The following is a 15,053-nucleotide window of genomic DNA, read 5'->3' as shown; positions in this document are numbered from 1 at the left end:
TGCCTTACTCAATGTTCTGCACTTGTTCGCGCATCTGCTCGATCAACACCTTGAGGTTGACCGCAGCCTGGGTGCTGCGCGGGTCGAAGGCCTTGGAGCCCAGTGTGTTGGCTTCGCGATTGAGCTCCTGCATCAGGAAGTCCAGGCGCCGACCGGCAGCGCCGCCGGACTTGAGCACGCGGCGTACTTCGATGATGTGGGTGCTCAGGCGGTCCAGTTCTTCAGCGACATCGCTCTTCTGCGCCAACAGGACCATTTCCTGCTCGAGACGGGTGGGGTCCAGTTCGGCCTGCATGTCGGCGAAGCGGTCGAGGACTTTCTGGCGCTGGGTCGCGAGCATCTGCGGGACCAGCTCACGCAAGGTCGCCACGTCTTCTTCAATGGAGGACAGGCGTTCGTTGATCAGCCGAGCCAGTTCGGCGCCTTCGCGCTCGCGGCCATTCTTCAGGTCTTTCAGGCCCTGGTTGAACAGGGCCAGGGCATCGCTGTTCAAGGCTTGCGGGTCGGTGGCGTCGGCCACCAGCACGCCGGGCCAGGCCAGGACTTCCAGTGGATTCAGGGCTGCCGGCTGCTTGATCAGGCTGGCGACGGTTTCAGCGGCGGCCACCAGTTGTGCCGCACGTTCACGGTCGACTTGCAGCGGCTTGCCGGTGGTTTCTTCAGTGAAACGCAGGGTGCATTCGACCTTGCCCCGGGACAGGCCCTGGCGCAAGGCTTCGCGGACTGCGCTTTCGAGGTCGCGAAAGGCTTCCGGCAAACGCAGGTGCGGCTCCAGGTAGCGGCTGTTGACCGAGCGCAATTCCCAGCTCAGGGTGCCCTGAGTGCCGGCCCGTTCGACTCGGGCGAAGGCGGTCATGCTGTGCACCATGGAGGTACCTCCGATTCAGCGCCGGCACCAACCCCAGGAGGATTGAGCGGGCCTGATAGTGATGAATTGAAGCCGACAGGCTGCGAAGGCGCAGGATTGTAGCGCAGTGCGGCCGGAGGCCCCAATCCCTGGTGCTGACAATGGGCTGCAGGTCATCGCTACAGGACCGATCTGACGCGTAAATATGCCTTTGGCCGTTTTAGGCGTGCCCTGGCGCGATTGCGGGCTTTATAATGCTCGGCAGTTTTCCGTCCTCGTACAGGTGTTCCCCTATGAAACGTCCAAGTGGTCGCGCTGCCGATCAGCTCCGCTCGATCCGCATCACCCGCAACTACACCAAACACGCCGAGGGATCTGTACTGGTCGAGTTCGGTGATACCAAGGTGATTTGCACTGTTAGTGTCGAGAATGGCGTGCCGCGCTTCCTCAAGGGGCAGGGCCAAGGTTGGCTGACAGCCGAATACGGCATGTTGCCGCGGTCCACCGGCGAGCGTAACCAGCGTGAAGCCAGCCGTGGCAAGCAAGGCGGCCGCACCCTGGAGATCCAGCGCCTGATCGGTCGCTCCCTGCGCGCCGCCCTGGACATGTCCAAGCTGGGCGACATCACCCTGTATGTCGATTGCGATGTGATCCAGGCCGACGGCGGCACCCGTACCGCGTCGATCACGGGCGCCATGGTGGCCCTGGTAGATGCTTTGAAAGTGATCAAGAAGCGTGGCGGCCTCAAGGGTGGTGATCCACTCAAGCAGATGATTGCTGCTGTGTCTGTGGGCATGTATCAGGGCGAACCGGTCCTGGACCTGGACTATCTGGAAGATTCGGCTGCCGAGACCGACCTCAACGTAGTAATGACCAGCACCGGTGGCTTCATCGAGGTGCAGGGCACTGCTGAGGGCGCGCCATTCCAGCCTGCTGAACTGAATGCAATGCTGGCCCTGGCTCAGCAAGGCATGAATGAAATCTTCCAACTGCAGCAGGCGGCACTCGCCGATTGATGAGCGCCAGTCTTCAGCAAGGAGAGCATCATGAGTGATGAGCAGCTACCCCAGCCCACCCCGAGCCATGAAGTTCGGCAATGGGCAATGTTTTGTCACTTGTCCGCCTTGCTGGGGATCTGGGTTCCATTCGGCACATTGATCGGGCCGCTGATTCTTTGGCAGATGAAGCGCGAGACCGACCCCTTCATCGATGCACAGGGTAAGGAAGCGCTGAACTTTCAGCTGACTGTCGCTATCGCTTCGGCAGTCTGTTTCCTGCTGATGATCGTGATAATCGGGTTCTTTATGTTCGGCCTGCTGGCGATTGGTGCCCTGGTGTTGACCATCATCGGCGGAGTCAAGGCTGGAGAGGGAGTGCCATATCGGTACCCTTTCACCTGGCGCCTGATCAAATAGAGCGAGCACAAAAAAGCCGACTGTGATGTCGGCTTTTTTGTGGCTGTGAACGGACGCTTAGATGGTCAGTGTCCAGTCATAGTCCACGATCAGCGGCGCATGCTGCGAAAAACGCGGCTGACGCGGCAAGCGTGCGCTGCGGACAAAACGGCGCAGGCCGGGAGTCAGCAACTGATAGTCGAAGCGCGAGCCCAGGTTGAGCATCTCGGCCTGTTCGTTGTCCGGCCACCAGCTGTACTGGTCGCCTTCGCGACTGACTTCGCGCAGGGCATCGACGTAGCCCATGTTGCCTATAATCTCGTCCATCCAGGCGCGCTCAGGTGCCAGGAAGCCCGGAGATTGCTGGCCGTCACGCCAGTTCTTGATATCCAGCTTCTGTTGCGCCACGTACAGCGAGCCACAATAAATGTACTCGCGACGTTTGCGCCGCTGCTTATCCAGATAACGGGCGAAGTCGTCCATTAACTTGAACTTCTGGTTCAAGTCTTCATCGCCGTTCTGCCCTGATGGAAGCAGCAAGGTCGCGATGCTGACCTTGTCGAAATCGGCTTGCAGGTAGCGCCCGTAACGATCGGCTGTCTCGAAGCCGAGGCCGCTGATGACCGCCTTCGGCTGCAACCGCGAATACAAAGCCACACCGCCTTGGGCAGGGACTTCAGCATCGCAGGCATAAAGGAAGTAGCCATCCAGTTGGAAGGCTGGGTCGTCCAGTTCAAAGGCAGAGGCGCGGGTGTCCTGCAGGCAGATGACGTCGGCATTCTGTGCCTGCAGCCAACTGAGCAAACCACGCTCCACTGCAGCCTGAATACCATTGACGTTCACACTGATGATCCGCATAAATGGCCCCAAAAATCACGTGCGTGTATGATACCCGAGCTCTACCTAATTAGCTAAATCCGTGGTATCTGGGGTTTTTTCATGCAGGCGTATCAGCGCGATTTCATTCGTTTTGCCATCGATCGCGGGGTTTTGCGCTTCGGTGAGTTCACCCTGAAGTCCGGGCGCACCAGCCCTTACTTCTTCAATGCCGGCCTGTTCAACAGCGGTTCGGCCCTGGCCCAGCTGGGGCGTTTCTATGCGGCGGCGATTGTCGACAGCGGCATTCCCTTCGATGTGCTGTTTGGCCCGGCTTATAAAGGCATTCCCTTGGCAGCAGCCACTGCAGTGGCTCTGGCTGAACATCATCAGCGCGATCTGCCTTGGTGCTTCAACCGCAAGGAAGCCAAGGCGCACGGTGAAGGCGGTAGCCTGGTAGGCGCGCCATTGACCGGCGATGTGCTGATCATCGACGACGTGATCACTGCGGGCACGGCAATTCGCGAGGTGATGCAGATCATCGAGTCCCAGGAAGGCGCCAAGGCGGCAGGGGTATTGATCGCACTGAACCGCGAGGAGCGTGGCAACGGTGAGTTGTCGGCGATCCAGGAAGTCGAGCGTGACTTCGGCATTCCAGTGGTGAGCATCGTTTCCCTGACCCAGGTCCTGCAGTTCCTGGCGGACGATCCGGCGCTCAAGCAACATCTGCCGGCAGTGCAAGCCTATCGCGCGCAGTACGGAATCTGACACTGTAGGAGCCGGCTTACCGCTGAAGAGACCTTTGAGTCCTGAGTTGCGCGTGTGAGCGCCTTCGCTGGCAAGCCTGCTCCTACACAAGCCAGCTCCTACAAAGATTGCGTAGATAAAAAAGCCCCCGCCCGAGATACCGGACGGGGGCTTTTTTGTGGCTGTCGCTTAAGGGCGCTTGCGGTTGCTGATGAGGGTGCCGACACCGGTATCGGTGAAGATCTCCAGCAGAATCGCATTGGGTACGCGACCGTCGATGATCAGGGAGCTGCCGACGCCACCTTGTACCGCTTCCAGGGCGCAGCGGATTTTCGGCAGCATGCCGCCGTAGATAGTGCCATCGGCGATCAGCTCGTCCACCTGCTGGGTGCTCAGGCCGGTCAGGACCTTGCCGGACTTGTCCATCAGGCCAGCGATGTTGGTCAACAGCATAAGCTTTTCAGCCTTCAGTGCTTCAGCCACCTTCCCGGCGACCAGGTCGGCGTTGATGTTGTAGGACTCGCCGTTGGCGCCCACGCCAATCGGCGCGATCACCGGGATGAAATCGCCCTTGACCAGCAGGTTCAGCAGGTCGGTGTTGATCCCGACCACTTCGCCCACATGGCCGATATCGATGATTTCCGGCGTGGTCATTTCTGGTGTCTGGCGGGTCACTGTAAGTTTCTTCGCCCGGATCAGCTCCGCATCTTTACCGGTCAGGCCGATGGCGCTGCCGCCGTGACGGTTGATCAGGTTGACGATGTCCTTGTTGACTTGGCCGCCGAGGACCATCTCCACCACGTCCATGGTTTGCGCGTCGGTCACGCGCATGCCATCGACGAAGTGGCTTTCGATCGACAGGCGCTTGAGCAGGTCACCGATTTGCGGGCCACCGCCGTGCACCACCACCGGGTTGATCCCGACAGCCTTCATCAGCACGATGTCGCGGGCGAAGCCGGTTTTCAGCTCCTCGCTCTCCATAGCGTTGCCGCCGTACTTGATCACCAGGGTCTTGCCGACATAGCGGCGAATGTAAGGCAGCGCTTCGGATAGGACCTTGGCGGTATTGGCGGCGGCATCGCGTTCGATGGTCATTCAGGGCTCCGGTGCTTCAAACAGTCAAAACGGTAGTTGGAGGTCAGGTGCAACACGTTTCAGCTGGACGTGGAACACGTCCTTAATCCGCTGCAGCTCGGCTTCGTCATCAGCCTCGAAGCGCAGCACCAGCACAGGGGTGGTATTGGAGGCGCGAACCAGGCCCCAGCCCTTGGCATAGTCGACTCGCACCCCGTCAATGGTGGTCAGGTCGGCGCCTGCGCCCCATTGCGCGTCGTGCAAGGCATCAATGATGCTGAATTTGCTCTCTTCGGTCACATGGATATTGATTTCCGGCGTAGAAATATCGTTCGGGAAGGTGGCGAACAGCTCTTGCGCGGTAGATGTTTCCTTGCTGAGGATCTCCAGCAACCGCGCGGCGCTATAGATGCCGTCGTCGAAACCGAACCAGCGCTCCTTGAAGAACACATGGCCGCTCATCTCGCCGGCCAGCAGGGCGCCGGTCTGCTTCATTTTCTTTTTGATCAACGAGTGACCGGTCTTCCACATTAGCGGGCGACCGCCGTATTCCTTGATCAGCGGAATCAGGCGCCGGGTGCATTTGACGTCGAAGATGATCTGGGCGTCCGGGTTGCGCGCCACCACGTCCTTGGCGAACAGCATCAGCAGTCGATCGGGGAAAACGATGCTGCCGGTGTTAGTCACCACGCCGACGCGATCGCCGTCACCGTCGAAGGCCAGGCCCAGGTCGGCGCCGGTTTCCTTGACCTTGGCGATCAGGTCTTCAAGGTTCTCGGGTTTGCCCGGGTCCGGGTGATGATTGGGGAAGTTGCCGTCTACCTCGCAGAACAACGGAATGACTTCGCAGTTCAAGGCCTCGATCAGTTGCGGGGCAATGACCCCGGCGGCGCCGTTGCCGCAATCCACCACGACTTTCAGGCGGCGAGCCAGCTTCACGTCTCGGGCGATCTCTTCGGCGTAGCGCGGCAGGATATCGACCTTGGTGATGCTGCCCTGGGCACTGCTCAGGTTGTTGGTCTTGAGGCGCTGGTGCAGGGCTTGGATCTGTTCGTTGGCCAGGGTGTCGCCGGCAATGACGATCTTGAAACCGTTGTAGTCCGAAGGGTTGTGGCTGCCGGTGAGCATCACCCCGGACTTGCCGGCCAAGACATTGGCGGCGTAGTAAAGGGCTGGAGTCGGCACCAGGCCGACATCGCTGACGTGGCAGCCGCTGTCGTGCAGGCCCTGAATCAGTTGCGCTACCAGTTCTGGTCCGGACAGGCGGCCGTCGCGACCTACGGAAACATTGGGTTCGCCTTGTTCAAGGCTCTGGGAGCCAATGGCGCGGCCGATCCAGTAGGCGGTCTCTGCGGTCAGGGTTTGCGGTACAACACCGCGGATGTCATAGGCGCGGAAGATGCTCTCGGGAAATGTCGGGGCGACTTTGGCTGCGTTGCTCATCACTGAGGGTGCTCCATTTGAAGAGGGGGGCAGTACGGCCGGGGAAATGACGGGCCGGCGGGCTCAAACTGAAGGGTATGACGGCGTTTTCAGCATAGAGTTCGTACTGTGTAAGTGCCATCTGGAGGGCCCTTGCCGCTTCGTGGACGCTCAAGGGCCTGATTTGGCAGGCCCGAGGGGCATGCAGAAACTGGCGGTCATTTATCCTGAAGTGCCCTGCAGCCACCCTGGGGACGGATCATGTGTCCGGCCCCAGGACACGCAATCAGTGACTGCCGGAGTGGCCGAAACCGCCTGCGCCGCGCTGGCTTTCATCAAAAGCCTCAACCACTTCGAAGTGCGCCTGCACTACCGGCACCAGCACCAGTTGGGCGATACGCTCGCCGACGGCGATATTGAAGGCGGTCTGGCCGCGGTTCCAGCAGGAAACCATCAGTTCGCCCTGGTAGTCCGAGTCGATCAGGCCGACCAGATTGCCCAGCACGATGCCGTGTTTGTGGCCCAGGCCGGAGCGCGGCAGGATCAGCGCCGCCAGGCCCGGATCGCCAATGTAGACCGACAGCCCGGTCGGGATCAGCAGCGTCTGGCCTGGCTCCAGGATGGTGTCTTCCTTGAGCATGGCGCGCAGGTCGAGGCCGGCGGAGCCCGGCGTGGCGTACTGCGGCAGAGGGAATTCGTTGCCGATGCGTGGGTCGAGGATCTTGGCTTGTAGAGCGTGCATTGAAGTTAAACCTGGTTCAGCCGTTCGGCGATAAAAGAGATCAGTTGGCGGGCAATCTTGCCCTTGCTGGTCTGGGCGAAGAGAGTTGCGTGCAACTCCCGGTCAATCACGCTGCAGGCGTTTTCCTCGCTGTTGAAGCCAATGCTCGGGTTGGCTACGTCGTTGGCGACGATCAGGTCGAGGTTTTTGTCTTTCAATTTGCGTGCAGCGTAGTCGAGCAGATTTTCGGTTTCGGCGGCGAAACCGACACTGAATGGCCGATCCGGCCGCGTAGCGATGGTGGCCAGGATATCTGGGTTGCGCACCATCTGTAGTAGCAGGCCGTCACCTTTCGTAGGGTCTTTCTTTAATTTCTGTGGGGCGACGACTTCCGGGCGGTAGTCCGCGACCGCCGCGGAGGCGATGAAAACGTCGCACGGAATGGCTGCCTCGCAGGCCGCGAGCATGTCGCGAGCGCTGACTACGTCGATCCGAGTGACTCTGTCGGGGGTCGGCAGGTGCACCGGTCCGGTGATCAGGGTGACCCGGGCGCCGGCCTCGACGGCTGCCTCGGCCAGGGCGAAGCCCATTTTTCCTGAGCTATGGTTGGTGATGTAGCGCACCGGATCGATGTTTTCCTGAGTCGGCCCGGCGGTGATCAGCAAGTGTTTGCCGGTCAGTGCCAGGTGCTGGAAGCAGTCGGCGGCGCACAGCGCCAGATCGTTGGCTTCCAGCATACGGCCCAGGCCGACGTCGCCACAGGCCTGGCTGCCGGAGGCTGGGCCGAAGACTCGCAGGCCACGACTTTGCAGCAATTGGGTGTTGGCCTGGGTGGCCGGGTCGCGCCACATGGCCTGGTTCATCGCTGGAGCGATGGCGACGATGGCGTCTGTGGCCAGGACCAGGGTGGTCAGCAGGTCATCGGCAATGCCCTGGGCCAGGCGGGCGATCAGGTCGGCCGTGGCGGGGGCGATCAGCACCAGATCGGCCCATTTGGCCAGTTCGATGTGACCCATGGCGGCTTCGGCGGCCGGGTCCAGCAGGTCGAGATGGACCGGGTGCCCGGAGAGGGCCTGCATGGTCAGCGGGGTGATGAACTCACTGCCGCCCCGGGTCATGACCACACGCACTTCGGCGCCCTGGTCGAGGAGTCGGCGAACCAGCTCCGCGCTCTTATAGGCGGCAATGCCGCCGCCGACGCCGAGCACGATGCGTTTCCGATACAGCCGCTGCATAGGCCTGTTTTTCCGTTAAGTGATTGCTGCGTGGCATGCCCCCTCCCCAGGTGAAATACCACGCAAAAAAGAGGGGGCTAAGATAGCACAGCGCCCGCTGCCGAACAGCGGCGCCATGCACAGGGAGGTGTGATGAGTATTCGTGATTGGCCTGCGGCGGAGCGCCCGCGGGAACGGCTTTTGGAGCAGGGCGCCATCAGCCTTTCCGACGCCGAATTACTGGCTATTTTCCTGCGCACCGGGGTGGCTGGAAAAAGTGCGGTCGACCTGGCGCGGCACCTGTTGCATCGCTTCGGCAGCTTGCGCAGTCTGCTGGAAGCCGATCAGCTGACCTTCACCCGCCAGCTGGGATTGGGGCCGGCCAAGTACGCACTGTTGCAAGCGGTGTTGGAGATGGCGCGTCGGCATCTGGCAGAAAAACTCCACCGCCAGTCAGCCCTGGAAAGTCCGCTGGTGGTGCGCGATTACCTGAAGTCGATGTTGCGACATGAGCCCCACGAGGTGTTTGGATGTCTGTTTCTCGACACCAAGCATCGGGTACTGGCCTTTGAGGTGCTGTTCCAGGGGTCGATCGACAGCACCACGGTGTACCCGCGACAAGTGCTCAAGCGCACCCTGGCGCATAACGCGGCTGCGGTGATTCTCTGTCACAACCACCCATCGGGCATCTCTGAGCCCAGCCCGGCCGATCGGGTGGTGACCCGGCGTTTGCAAGAAGCCCTGGAGTTGATCGATGTACGGGTGCTGGATCACTTCATCGTCGGAGAGGGCGATCCGTTGTCCATGGCCGAATATGGCTGGATCTGAAGGCGGCCAGCCTCAAGGTCGGCACTGACCCTGAAGCTGGCCGGTGTGTCACTTGACGCTGACCTTCGAGTAGTCCTGGCGGCCGAAGGGGCTCACTTGATAGCCCTCGACCTGTTTGCGGGTCAGGGCGAAAGCGGTCGGGTGAGCCAGAGGGAGCCACAGCGCCTGTTGCTGGATCTGGGTCTGGGCCTGCTGGTACAGCTTGCTGCGCACACCCTGTTCGCTGGTGGTCTTGCCGGCGGTAATCAGCTTGTCCAGGTTCTGATCGCAGTAGCGGGCGAAGTTGGTGCCGGATTTGACTGCTGCGCAGGTGAACTGTGGTGTGAGGAAGTTATCCGGGTCGCCGTTGTCGCCTGCCCAGCCCATGAACAGCAGGTCATGTTCGCCGGCCTTGGCCCGGCGGATCAGCTCGCCCCATTCGATCACGCGGATTTCTGCCTGGATTCCCACTTGGGCCAGGTCCGCCTGCAGCAGTTGGGCGCCCAGGCTCGGGTTGGGGTTGAGCAGGCTGCCGGAAGGGCGGGTCCAGATTGTGGTCTCGAAGCCGCTTTTAAGGCCTGCCTTGGCCAGCAGCTGACGAGCCTTTTCCGGGTCGTGGGTGTAGCCCGGCAGCTCTTTGGCGTAGCTCCAGGTATTGGCCGGGTAGGGGCCATTGGCGGCCTCGGCGGTGCCTTCGAACACGGTCTTGAGGTAATGGGCCTTGTCGAAGGCCAGGTTGATCGCCTGGCGCACTTCGGGTTTGTCCAGGGGCGGATGCTGGCTGTTGATCGCAACGAAGGCCGTCATGAAGGCTGCCGTTTTCTCGATCTTCAGCGTTGGATCATCACTGGCGGCCTGGACATCCAGGGGCTTGGGTGACAGGGCGATCTGGCACTCATTGCGCCGCAGTTTCTGCAGGCGCACGTTGGCGTCCGGAGTGATGGCGAAAATCAGGGAGTCCACTGCCGGTTTGCCAGCAAAGTAGTCGCGGTTGGCCTTGTAGCGGATCGAGGCGTCTTTCTGGAAGCGCCCGAAAATGAACGGGCCGCTGCCGATGGGCTGGCTGTTGAGCTTCTCCGGGGTGCCGGCCTTGAGTAACTGATCGGCGTACTCCGCAGAGTAGATCGAGGCAAAGCCCATGCTCAGGGTAGGGAGAAAGGTCGAGTCGGCGTGATCCAGGGTAAAGCGCACAGTCAGCGGGTCCAGGGCGTCGATCTTCTTGATCAGGCTGGGCAACTGCAGGGATTGGGCGTGTGGGAAGCCGCTCTGGGCGACCTTGTGCCACGGGTGGGCTGGGTCGAGCATGCGCTCGAAGCTGAATTTGACGTCTTCGGCGGTCAGCTCGCGGCTGGGATTGAAGTAGTCGGTACGGTGAAACTTGACCTTGGGATGCAGCTTGAAGACATAGCTCAGGCCATCCGCGGAGACTTCCCAGCTATCGGCCAGGCTGGGGACCACCTTGCCGCTGACGGCGTCGAATTCCACCAGGCGGTTCATCAGCACGTCGGCGGACGCGTTGGTGGTGGTCAGCGAGTTGTATTGCACCACGTCGAAGCCCTCCGGGCTGGCTTCGGTGCAGACGCTCAACGCGGCGGCCTGGGCCAATGGGCTCAGAAGAGGGGCGAGCAGGAGCGGGAGGGCGGCAAGACGCATGGTCGGGTTCCTTGTGCAGATCGAAAGCCCATCTGCGAGTGCAGTCTGGAAATGCCTTACCCTAGTGGCCTCTTTGTAAAATGACTATCCCTTTTGTATTCGACATTGAAACCTGGGACGCGGTCAGGGCTGGAGCCGTGATTTTGTGTAGGGATGCCCGTGTTCAGCAGCAGATTTTTTCCCGGGGTTTCGAGAGAAATATATTCTGCGACGAGCGGTAGATTTCTGCGGTAGCCTTTGCCGCAGGCGTCCGGCGCAAGAAAATCAGGACTTTTCATCATCCTGCACACAGCGGCTGTTGTTGCTATGGGGTCTTTCTGGTATAAAGCAGCGCTCTTTTCTAGGGGCCCGGTTCCTTCGCTTGTAGGTGTAGCCGGTAAGACCCTAAAGAAACGCGGCGCCTGGCGCCAAATGACTGAGAGATTAAGCGGCCAACCCATGCCGGGTTGGGCATGTGGTTTTAGAGGGCTGAGGCATGTCTAGAGTCTGTCAAGTTACCGGTAAGGGTCCGGTGACTGGGAATAACATTTCCCACGCAAACAACAAAACCCGTCGTCGTTTCCTGCCGAACCTGCAGCATCACCGCTTCTGGGTTGAGTCCGAGAAACGCTTTGTGCGTCTGCGCGTATCTGCCAAAGGCATGCGTATCATCGACAAGCGCGGCATTGATGTCGTGCTGGCCGAAATCCGTCGCGATGGCGGCAAGGTTTAAGGGAGCTAATCATGCGTGAATTGATTCGTTTGATCTCGAGCGCCGGTACTGGTCACTTCTACACTACCGACAAGAACAAGCGTACTACTCCGGACAAAATCGAGATCAAGAAATATGATCCGGTTGTTCGTAAGCACGTGATCTACAAGGAAGGCAAAATCAAGTAATTGATTTTTCTTCTGACAAAAAAACCCGCCTTCAAGCGGGTTTTTTTGTGCCTGGGATTCAGGCCTTCTGTTCGAAGGCCACGTAGACCTTGCGGCAGGGCTCCAGCACTTCCCAGGTGCCTTTGAAGCCGGCCGGGATCACAAAGCGGTCGCCAGAGCGCAGGGTCTTGGCGTTGCCGTCGTTGTCTCGCAGCACCGACACGCCCTGGAGAATCTCGCAGTATTCGTGCTCGGTGAAGTTCACCGTCCATTGGCCCACCGCGCCTTCCCAGATCCCGGCATTGAGTTGCCCGCACGGGCTGCCGTAGTGGTTGAACACCGCTTGCTCGGGATCGCCCTTGAGGACTTTTTCCGGAGCGGGGCGGTAGCGTTCGCCCTCGGTGTTGGCCTGGCTGAAGTCGACGACGTTGTGGATGCTCATTCTTGTATTCCCCCGTGATTGCGGCGCGAGTGGCTATGAAGGCCAGAGTCTATGTTTATTAAAATGCACATAGCAATGCTGTTTGCCCGGGCTTTGTCAAATATATTGAAAGTACAGGGGTCGCTGGTTTAGGGTGGCGGGTGCCTTTGGCCGAAAACAGGCTGGCCGGGCAGAATTCTTCATGAGTGCCGGCGTAGTTCGCATGGCGCTTGTATTCAAATAAGAGGAGGACACTCGTATGACCACCCTGACTCGTGCCGATTGGGAACAACGTGCCCGCGACCTGAAAATCGAAGGCCGCGCCTACATCAATGGTGAATACACCGCAGCTGTTTCCAATGACACCTTCGAGTGCATCAGCCCGGTAGACGGCCGTGTGCTGGCAACCATTGCCAGCTGTGACGCCGCCGATTCCCAGCGTGCCGTGGACAATGCCCGCGCCACCTTCAACTCTGGCGTCTGGTCGCGCCTGGCGCCGGCCAAGCGCAAGTCCGTCATGATTCGTTTTGCCGGCCTGCTCAAGCAACACGCCCAGGAGCTCGCGCTCCTGGAAACCCTGGACATGGGCAAGCCCATCACCGACTCCCTGGAAATCGACGTGCCCGGCGCGGCGCAAGCCCTGAGCTGGAGCGGCGAGGCCATCGACAAGATCTACGACGAAGTCGCGGCCACCCCCCACGACCAACTGGGCCTGGTAACTCGTGAGCCCGTGGGTGTAGTCGCGGCCATCGTGCCGTGGAACTTCCCGCTGATGATGGCCTGCTGGAAACTGGGGCCGGCACTGTCCACCGGTAACTCGGTGATCCTCAAACCTTCGGAAAAATCCCCGCTGACCGCAATCCGCATCGCGGCCCTGGCGGTGGAAGCCGGGATTCCGGCTGGCGTGTTCAACGTGCTGCCCGGTTACGGTCACACCGTCGGCAAGGCCCTGGCCCTGCACATGGACGTGGACACCCTGGTGTTCACCGGCTCCACCAAGATCGCCAAGCAACTGCTGGTGTACTCCGGTGAATCCAACATGAAGCGCGTCTGGCTGGAAGCCGGTGGCAAAAGCCCGAACATCGTGTTTGCCGATGCCCCGGACCTGCAGGCCGCCGCCGAATCCGCTGCCAGCGCCATCGCCTTCAACCAGGGCGAAGTCTGCACCGCCGGTTCCCGTCTGCTGGTGGAGCGCTCCATCAAGGACAAATTCCTGCCGCTGGTGATCGAGGCCCTGAAAGCCTGGAAACCGGGCAACCCACTGGACCCGGCCACCAACGTCGGCGCTTTGGTGGACACCCAGCAGATGAATACCGTGCTGTCCTACATCGAGGCCGGTCACGCCGATGGCGCCAAACTGGTGGCCGGCGGCAAGCGCACCCTGCAGGAAACAGGTGGTACCTACGTCGAACCGACGATTTTCGACGGCGTCACTAACGCGATGAAGATTGCCCAGGAAGAGATCTTCGGCCCAGTGCTGTCAGTGATTGCGTTCGACAGCGTGGAAGAGGCGATCCAGATTGCCAACGACACTCCTTACGGGTTGGCGGCGGCGGTCTGGACTGCAAACATCTCCAAGGCGCACCTGACGGCCAAGGCGTTGCGTGCCGGCAGCGTCTGGGTCAACCAGTACGACGGTGGCGACATGACCGCGCCGTTCGGCGGCTTCAAGCAGTCGGGCAATGGTCGGGACAAGTCGCTGCACGCGTTCGACAAGTACACCGAGCTGAAAGCGACCTGGATCAAGCTCTGAGTCTTCGGGTTTGAGGCGATGGCGTCCGCAAGGGCGCTTGCGCCGGCAAGCGCCACGTCGCATGGGCGCTTCTATCCGCAGCCATTGATCCGCAGCGCAGCCGGACTTCCCGAGAGGGGAGTCCGGCTGTGTTGTCTGTGGCTTGCAGAATAATCATCCACAGGAGTGTGGAAATGCCTTGGGCGACCTATTTCGCCGTTTTATCCGCTGTCTTGAGTGTCGGCCTGGCCCTGGGCATGACCATGCCGCTGGTGTCCTTGCGCCTGGAAAGCTGGGGCTACGGACCCTTTGCCATCGGCGTGGTAGCGGCGATGCCGGCCATTGGCGTGCTGCTGGGCGCGAAGATTTCCAGTCGGCTGGCGGCCCGCTTCGGTACCGCCAACCTGATGCGCCTGTGCCTGTGGGCGGGTGCGCTCTCTATTGGACTGCTGGCGCTGTTGCCCAGCTATCCGGTGTGGCTGGCGTTGCGCCTGATTCTGGGCGTGGTGCTGACCATCATCTTCATTCTGGGGGAAAGCTGGATCAATCAGCTGGTGGTGGAGCAGTGGCGGGGGCGGCTGGTGGCGTTGTATGGCAGCGGCTATGCCCTGAGTCAGCTGGCCGGCCCCTTGCTGCTGGGCGTCCTGGGGACCACGCAGGACTACGGCTTCTGGGTCTCGGTGGGATTGCTGGTGGCAGCGCCCTTGCTGCTGTTGGGGCGTAGCGGAGCGCCGAGCACCGAGTCTTGCAATGTCACCCTGATCGACCTCTGGCGCTTCTGTCAGACGCTGCCGGCGATTGGTTGGGCGGTGGCCTTGTTCGCGACTTTCGAGGCTCTGATCCTGACCCTGCTTCCGGTTTATTGCTTGAGCCAGGGCTTCACCGAGGACGTGGCCCTGGCCATGGTCAGCACCGTAGTGGTGGGCGATGCATTGTTGCAGCTGCCGATCGGCGCCTTGGCTGATCGCGTCTCCCGGCGCGGCCTGTTCACCGGTTGCGCGCTGATCCTGCTGTGCTCCAGCCTGGCCATTCCCCTGCTGTTGGACAGCGTATTGATCTGGCCGTTGTGGGTGCTGTTCGGGGCCAGCGCTGGTGGGTTGTTCACCTTGTCGCTGATCCTGATCGGCGAGCGTTATCGCGACGATGCGCTGGTACGAGCCAATGCCCATGTGGCGCAGCTGTGGGGTATCGGTTGCCTGATCGGTCCCTTGGTGGCGGGGGCGGGCAGCCAGTGGGTCAGCGGCCATGCGATGTTGCTGTTGGTGGCGGCGGGCGCCTTTGGCCTGTTGCTTCTGCTGCTGCGTCAGGGCGCTTTTGGCAGCGTCCAGGCGCAACCCTTGTAGCGCT

Annotated in this window: 15 protein-coding genes and 1 pseudogene; 8 read left to right on the top strand and 8 right to left on the bottom strand. The window is 60.8% G+C overall.

Annotated features, from left to right (window positions below):
* Window positions 1-4 precede the first annotated feature (4 nt).
* Complete coding sequence (locus tag PQT43_RS18815; RefSeq protein ID WP_102862266.1) at window positions 5-868, bottom strand: YicC/YloC family endoribonuclease; 864 nt, start codon at window positions 866-868, stop codon at window positions 5-7.
* 272 nt (window positions 869-1,140) lie between these two features.
* Here PQT43_RS18815 and rph point away from each other — a divergent pair, with 272 nt between their 5' ends.
* A complete protein-coding gene (gene rph, locus PQT43_RS18810) occupies window positions 1,141-1,863 on the top strand; it encodes a ribonuclease PH (RefSeq protein ID WP_016964145.1) in 723 nt (240 codons plus the stop codon).
* A 30-nt stretch (window positions 1,864-1,893) separates the two neighbouring features.
* A complete protein-coding gene (locus PQT43_RS18805) occupies window positions 1,894-2,262 on the top strand; it encodes a DUF4870 domain-containing protein (RefSeq protein WP_102862265.1) in 369 nt (122 codons plus the stop codon).
* Between the two features lie 57 nt (window positions 2,263-2,319).
* Here the strand turns inward: PQT43_RS18805 and PQT43_RS18800 are convergent, their stop codons facing one another.
* Complete coding sequence (locus PQT43_RS18800) at window positions 2,320-3,099, bottom strand: exodeoxyribonuclease III (RefSeq protein ID WP_102862264.1); 780 nt, start codon at window positions 3,097-3,099, stop codon at window positions 2,320-2,322.
* Window positions 3,100-3,180: 81 nt separating this feature from the next.
* Here PQT43_RS18800 and pyrE point away from each other — a divergent pair, with 81 nt between their 5' ends.
* A complete protein-coding gene (gene pyrE, locus PQT43_RS18795; protein ID WP_102862263.1) occupies window positions 3,181-3,825 on the top strand; it encodes an orotate phosphoribosyltransferase in 645 nt (214 codons plus the stop codon).
* A gap of 168 nt (window positions 3,826-3,993) precedes the next feature.
* Here pyrE and argB read toward each other — a convergent pair whose 3' ends face one another.
* The 4 genes and pseudogenes from argB to coaBC all read right to left on the bottom strand — a co-directional run bounded on the left by argB (window position 3,994) and on the right by coaBC (window position 8,256).
* Entirely contained in the window at window positions 3,994-4,899 is a 906-nt protein-coding gene (argB, locus tag PQT43_RS18790) for an acetylglutamate kinase (protein WP_011064225.1), read from the bottom strand.
* Window positions 4,900-4,923: 24 nt separating this feature from the next.
* Window positions 4,924-6,324 (bottom strand): annotated as a pseudogene (locus tag PQT43_RS18785) (phosphomannomutase/phosphoglucomutase); the annotation flags it as partial.
* 262 nt (window positions 6,325-6,586) lie between these two features.
* Window positions 6,587-7,042 (bottom strand): dUTP diphosphatase, encoded by a 456-nt coding sequence (gene dut, locus PQT43_RS18780; protein ID WP_102862261.1) that lies wholly within the window; start codon window positions 7,040-7,042, stop codon window positions 6,587-6,589.
* 5 nt (window positions 7,043-7,047) lie between these two features.
* Window positions 7,048-8,256 carry a bifunctional phosphopantothenoylcysteine decarboxylase/phosphopantothenate--cysteine ligase CoaBC gene (gene coaBC / locus PQT43_RS18775; protein WP_102862260.1) on the bottom strand — a complete coding sequence of 403 codons (1,209 nt, stop codon included), beginning with the start codon at window positions 8,254-8,256 and terminating at the stop codon, window positions 7,048-7,050.
* A 132-nt stretch (window positions 8,257-8,388) separates the two neighbouring features.
* Between coaBC and radC the strand changes: the two genes are divergently transcribed.
* Window positions 8,389-9,063, top strand: coding sequence for a RadC family protein (radC, locus tag PQT43_RS18770; RefSeq protein ID WP_102881287.1), 675 nt, complete (start codon window positions 8,389-8,391; stop codon window positions 9,061-9,063).
* Window positions 9,064-9,111: 48 nt separating this feature from the next.
* Here the strand turns inward: radC and PQT43_RS18765 are convergent, their stop codons facing one another.
* On the bottom strand, window positions 9,112-10,695 hold the full coding sequence (locus PQT43_RS18765; protein ID WP_267269108.1) for an ABC transporter substrate-binding protein: 1,584 nt from the start codon (window positions 10,693-10,695) through the stop codon (window positions 9,112-9,114).
* Window positions 10,696-11,170: 475 nt separating this feature from the next.
* Between PQT43_RS18765 and rpmB the strand changes: the two genes are divergently transcribed.
* Together rpmB and rpmG are read left to right on the top strand one after the other, a co-directional pair.
* Window positions 11,171-11,407: a 50S ribosomal protein L28 gene (gene rpmB / locus PQT43_RS18760; protein WP_011064219.1), complete on the top strand. Its 237-nt coding sequence runs from the start codon at window positions 11,171-11,173 to the stop codon at window positions 11,405-11,407.
* Window positions 11,408-11,418: 11 nt separating this feature from the next.
* Window positions 11,419-11,574, top strand: coding sequence for a 50S ribosomal protein L33 (gene rpmG / locus PQT43_RS18755; protein WP_003177274.1), 156 nt, complete (start codon window positions 11,419-11,421; stop codon window positions 11,572-11,574).
* Window positions 11,575-11,632: 58 nt separating this feature from the next.
* Here the strand turns inward: rpmG and PQT43_RS18750 are convergent, their stop codons facing one another.
* Window positions 11,633-11,995 (bottom strand): cupin domain-containing protein, encoded by a 363-nt coding sequence (locus PQT43_RS18750; protein WP_102881285.1) that lies wholly within the window; start codon window positions 11,993-11,995, stop codon window positions 11,633-11,635.
* A 238-nt stretch (window positions 11,996-12,233) separates the two neighbouring features.
* On the opposite strand from PQT43_RS18750, the gene PQT43_RS18745 reads away from it, so the two are divergent.
* The gene (locus tag PQT43_RS18745) at window positions 12,234-13,727 is read left to right on the top strand and encodes an aldehyde dehydrogenase (RefSeq protein ID WP_272754423.1); all 1,494 of its coding nucleotides are present in this window, start codon (window positions 12,234-12,236) and stop codon (window positions 13,725-13,727) included.
* A gap of 173 nt (window positions 13,728-13,900) precedes the next feature.
* The gene (locus tag PQT43_RS18740) at window positions 13,901-15,049 is read left to right on the top strand and encodes an MFS transporter (protein ID WP_102881283.1); all 1,149 of its coding nucleotides are present in this window, start codon (window positions 13,901-13,903) and stop codon (window positions 15,047-15,049) included.
* Window positions 15,050-15,053: the final 4 nt, after the last annotated feature.

The organism is Pseudomonas sp. BLCC-B112, assembly GCF_028550695.1.
Taxonomy (GTDB): Bacteria; Pseudomonadota; Gammaproteobacteria; order Pseudomonadales; family Pseudomonadaceae; genus Aquipseudomonas; species Aquipseudomonas danubii.
This window is presented reverse-complemented; position numbering and strand designations above follow the sequence as displayed.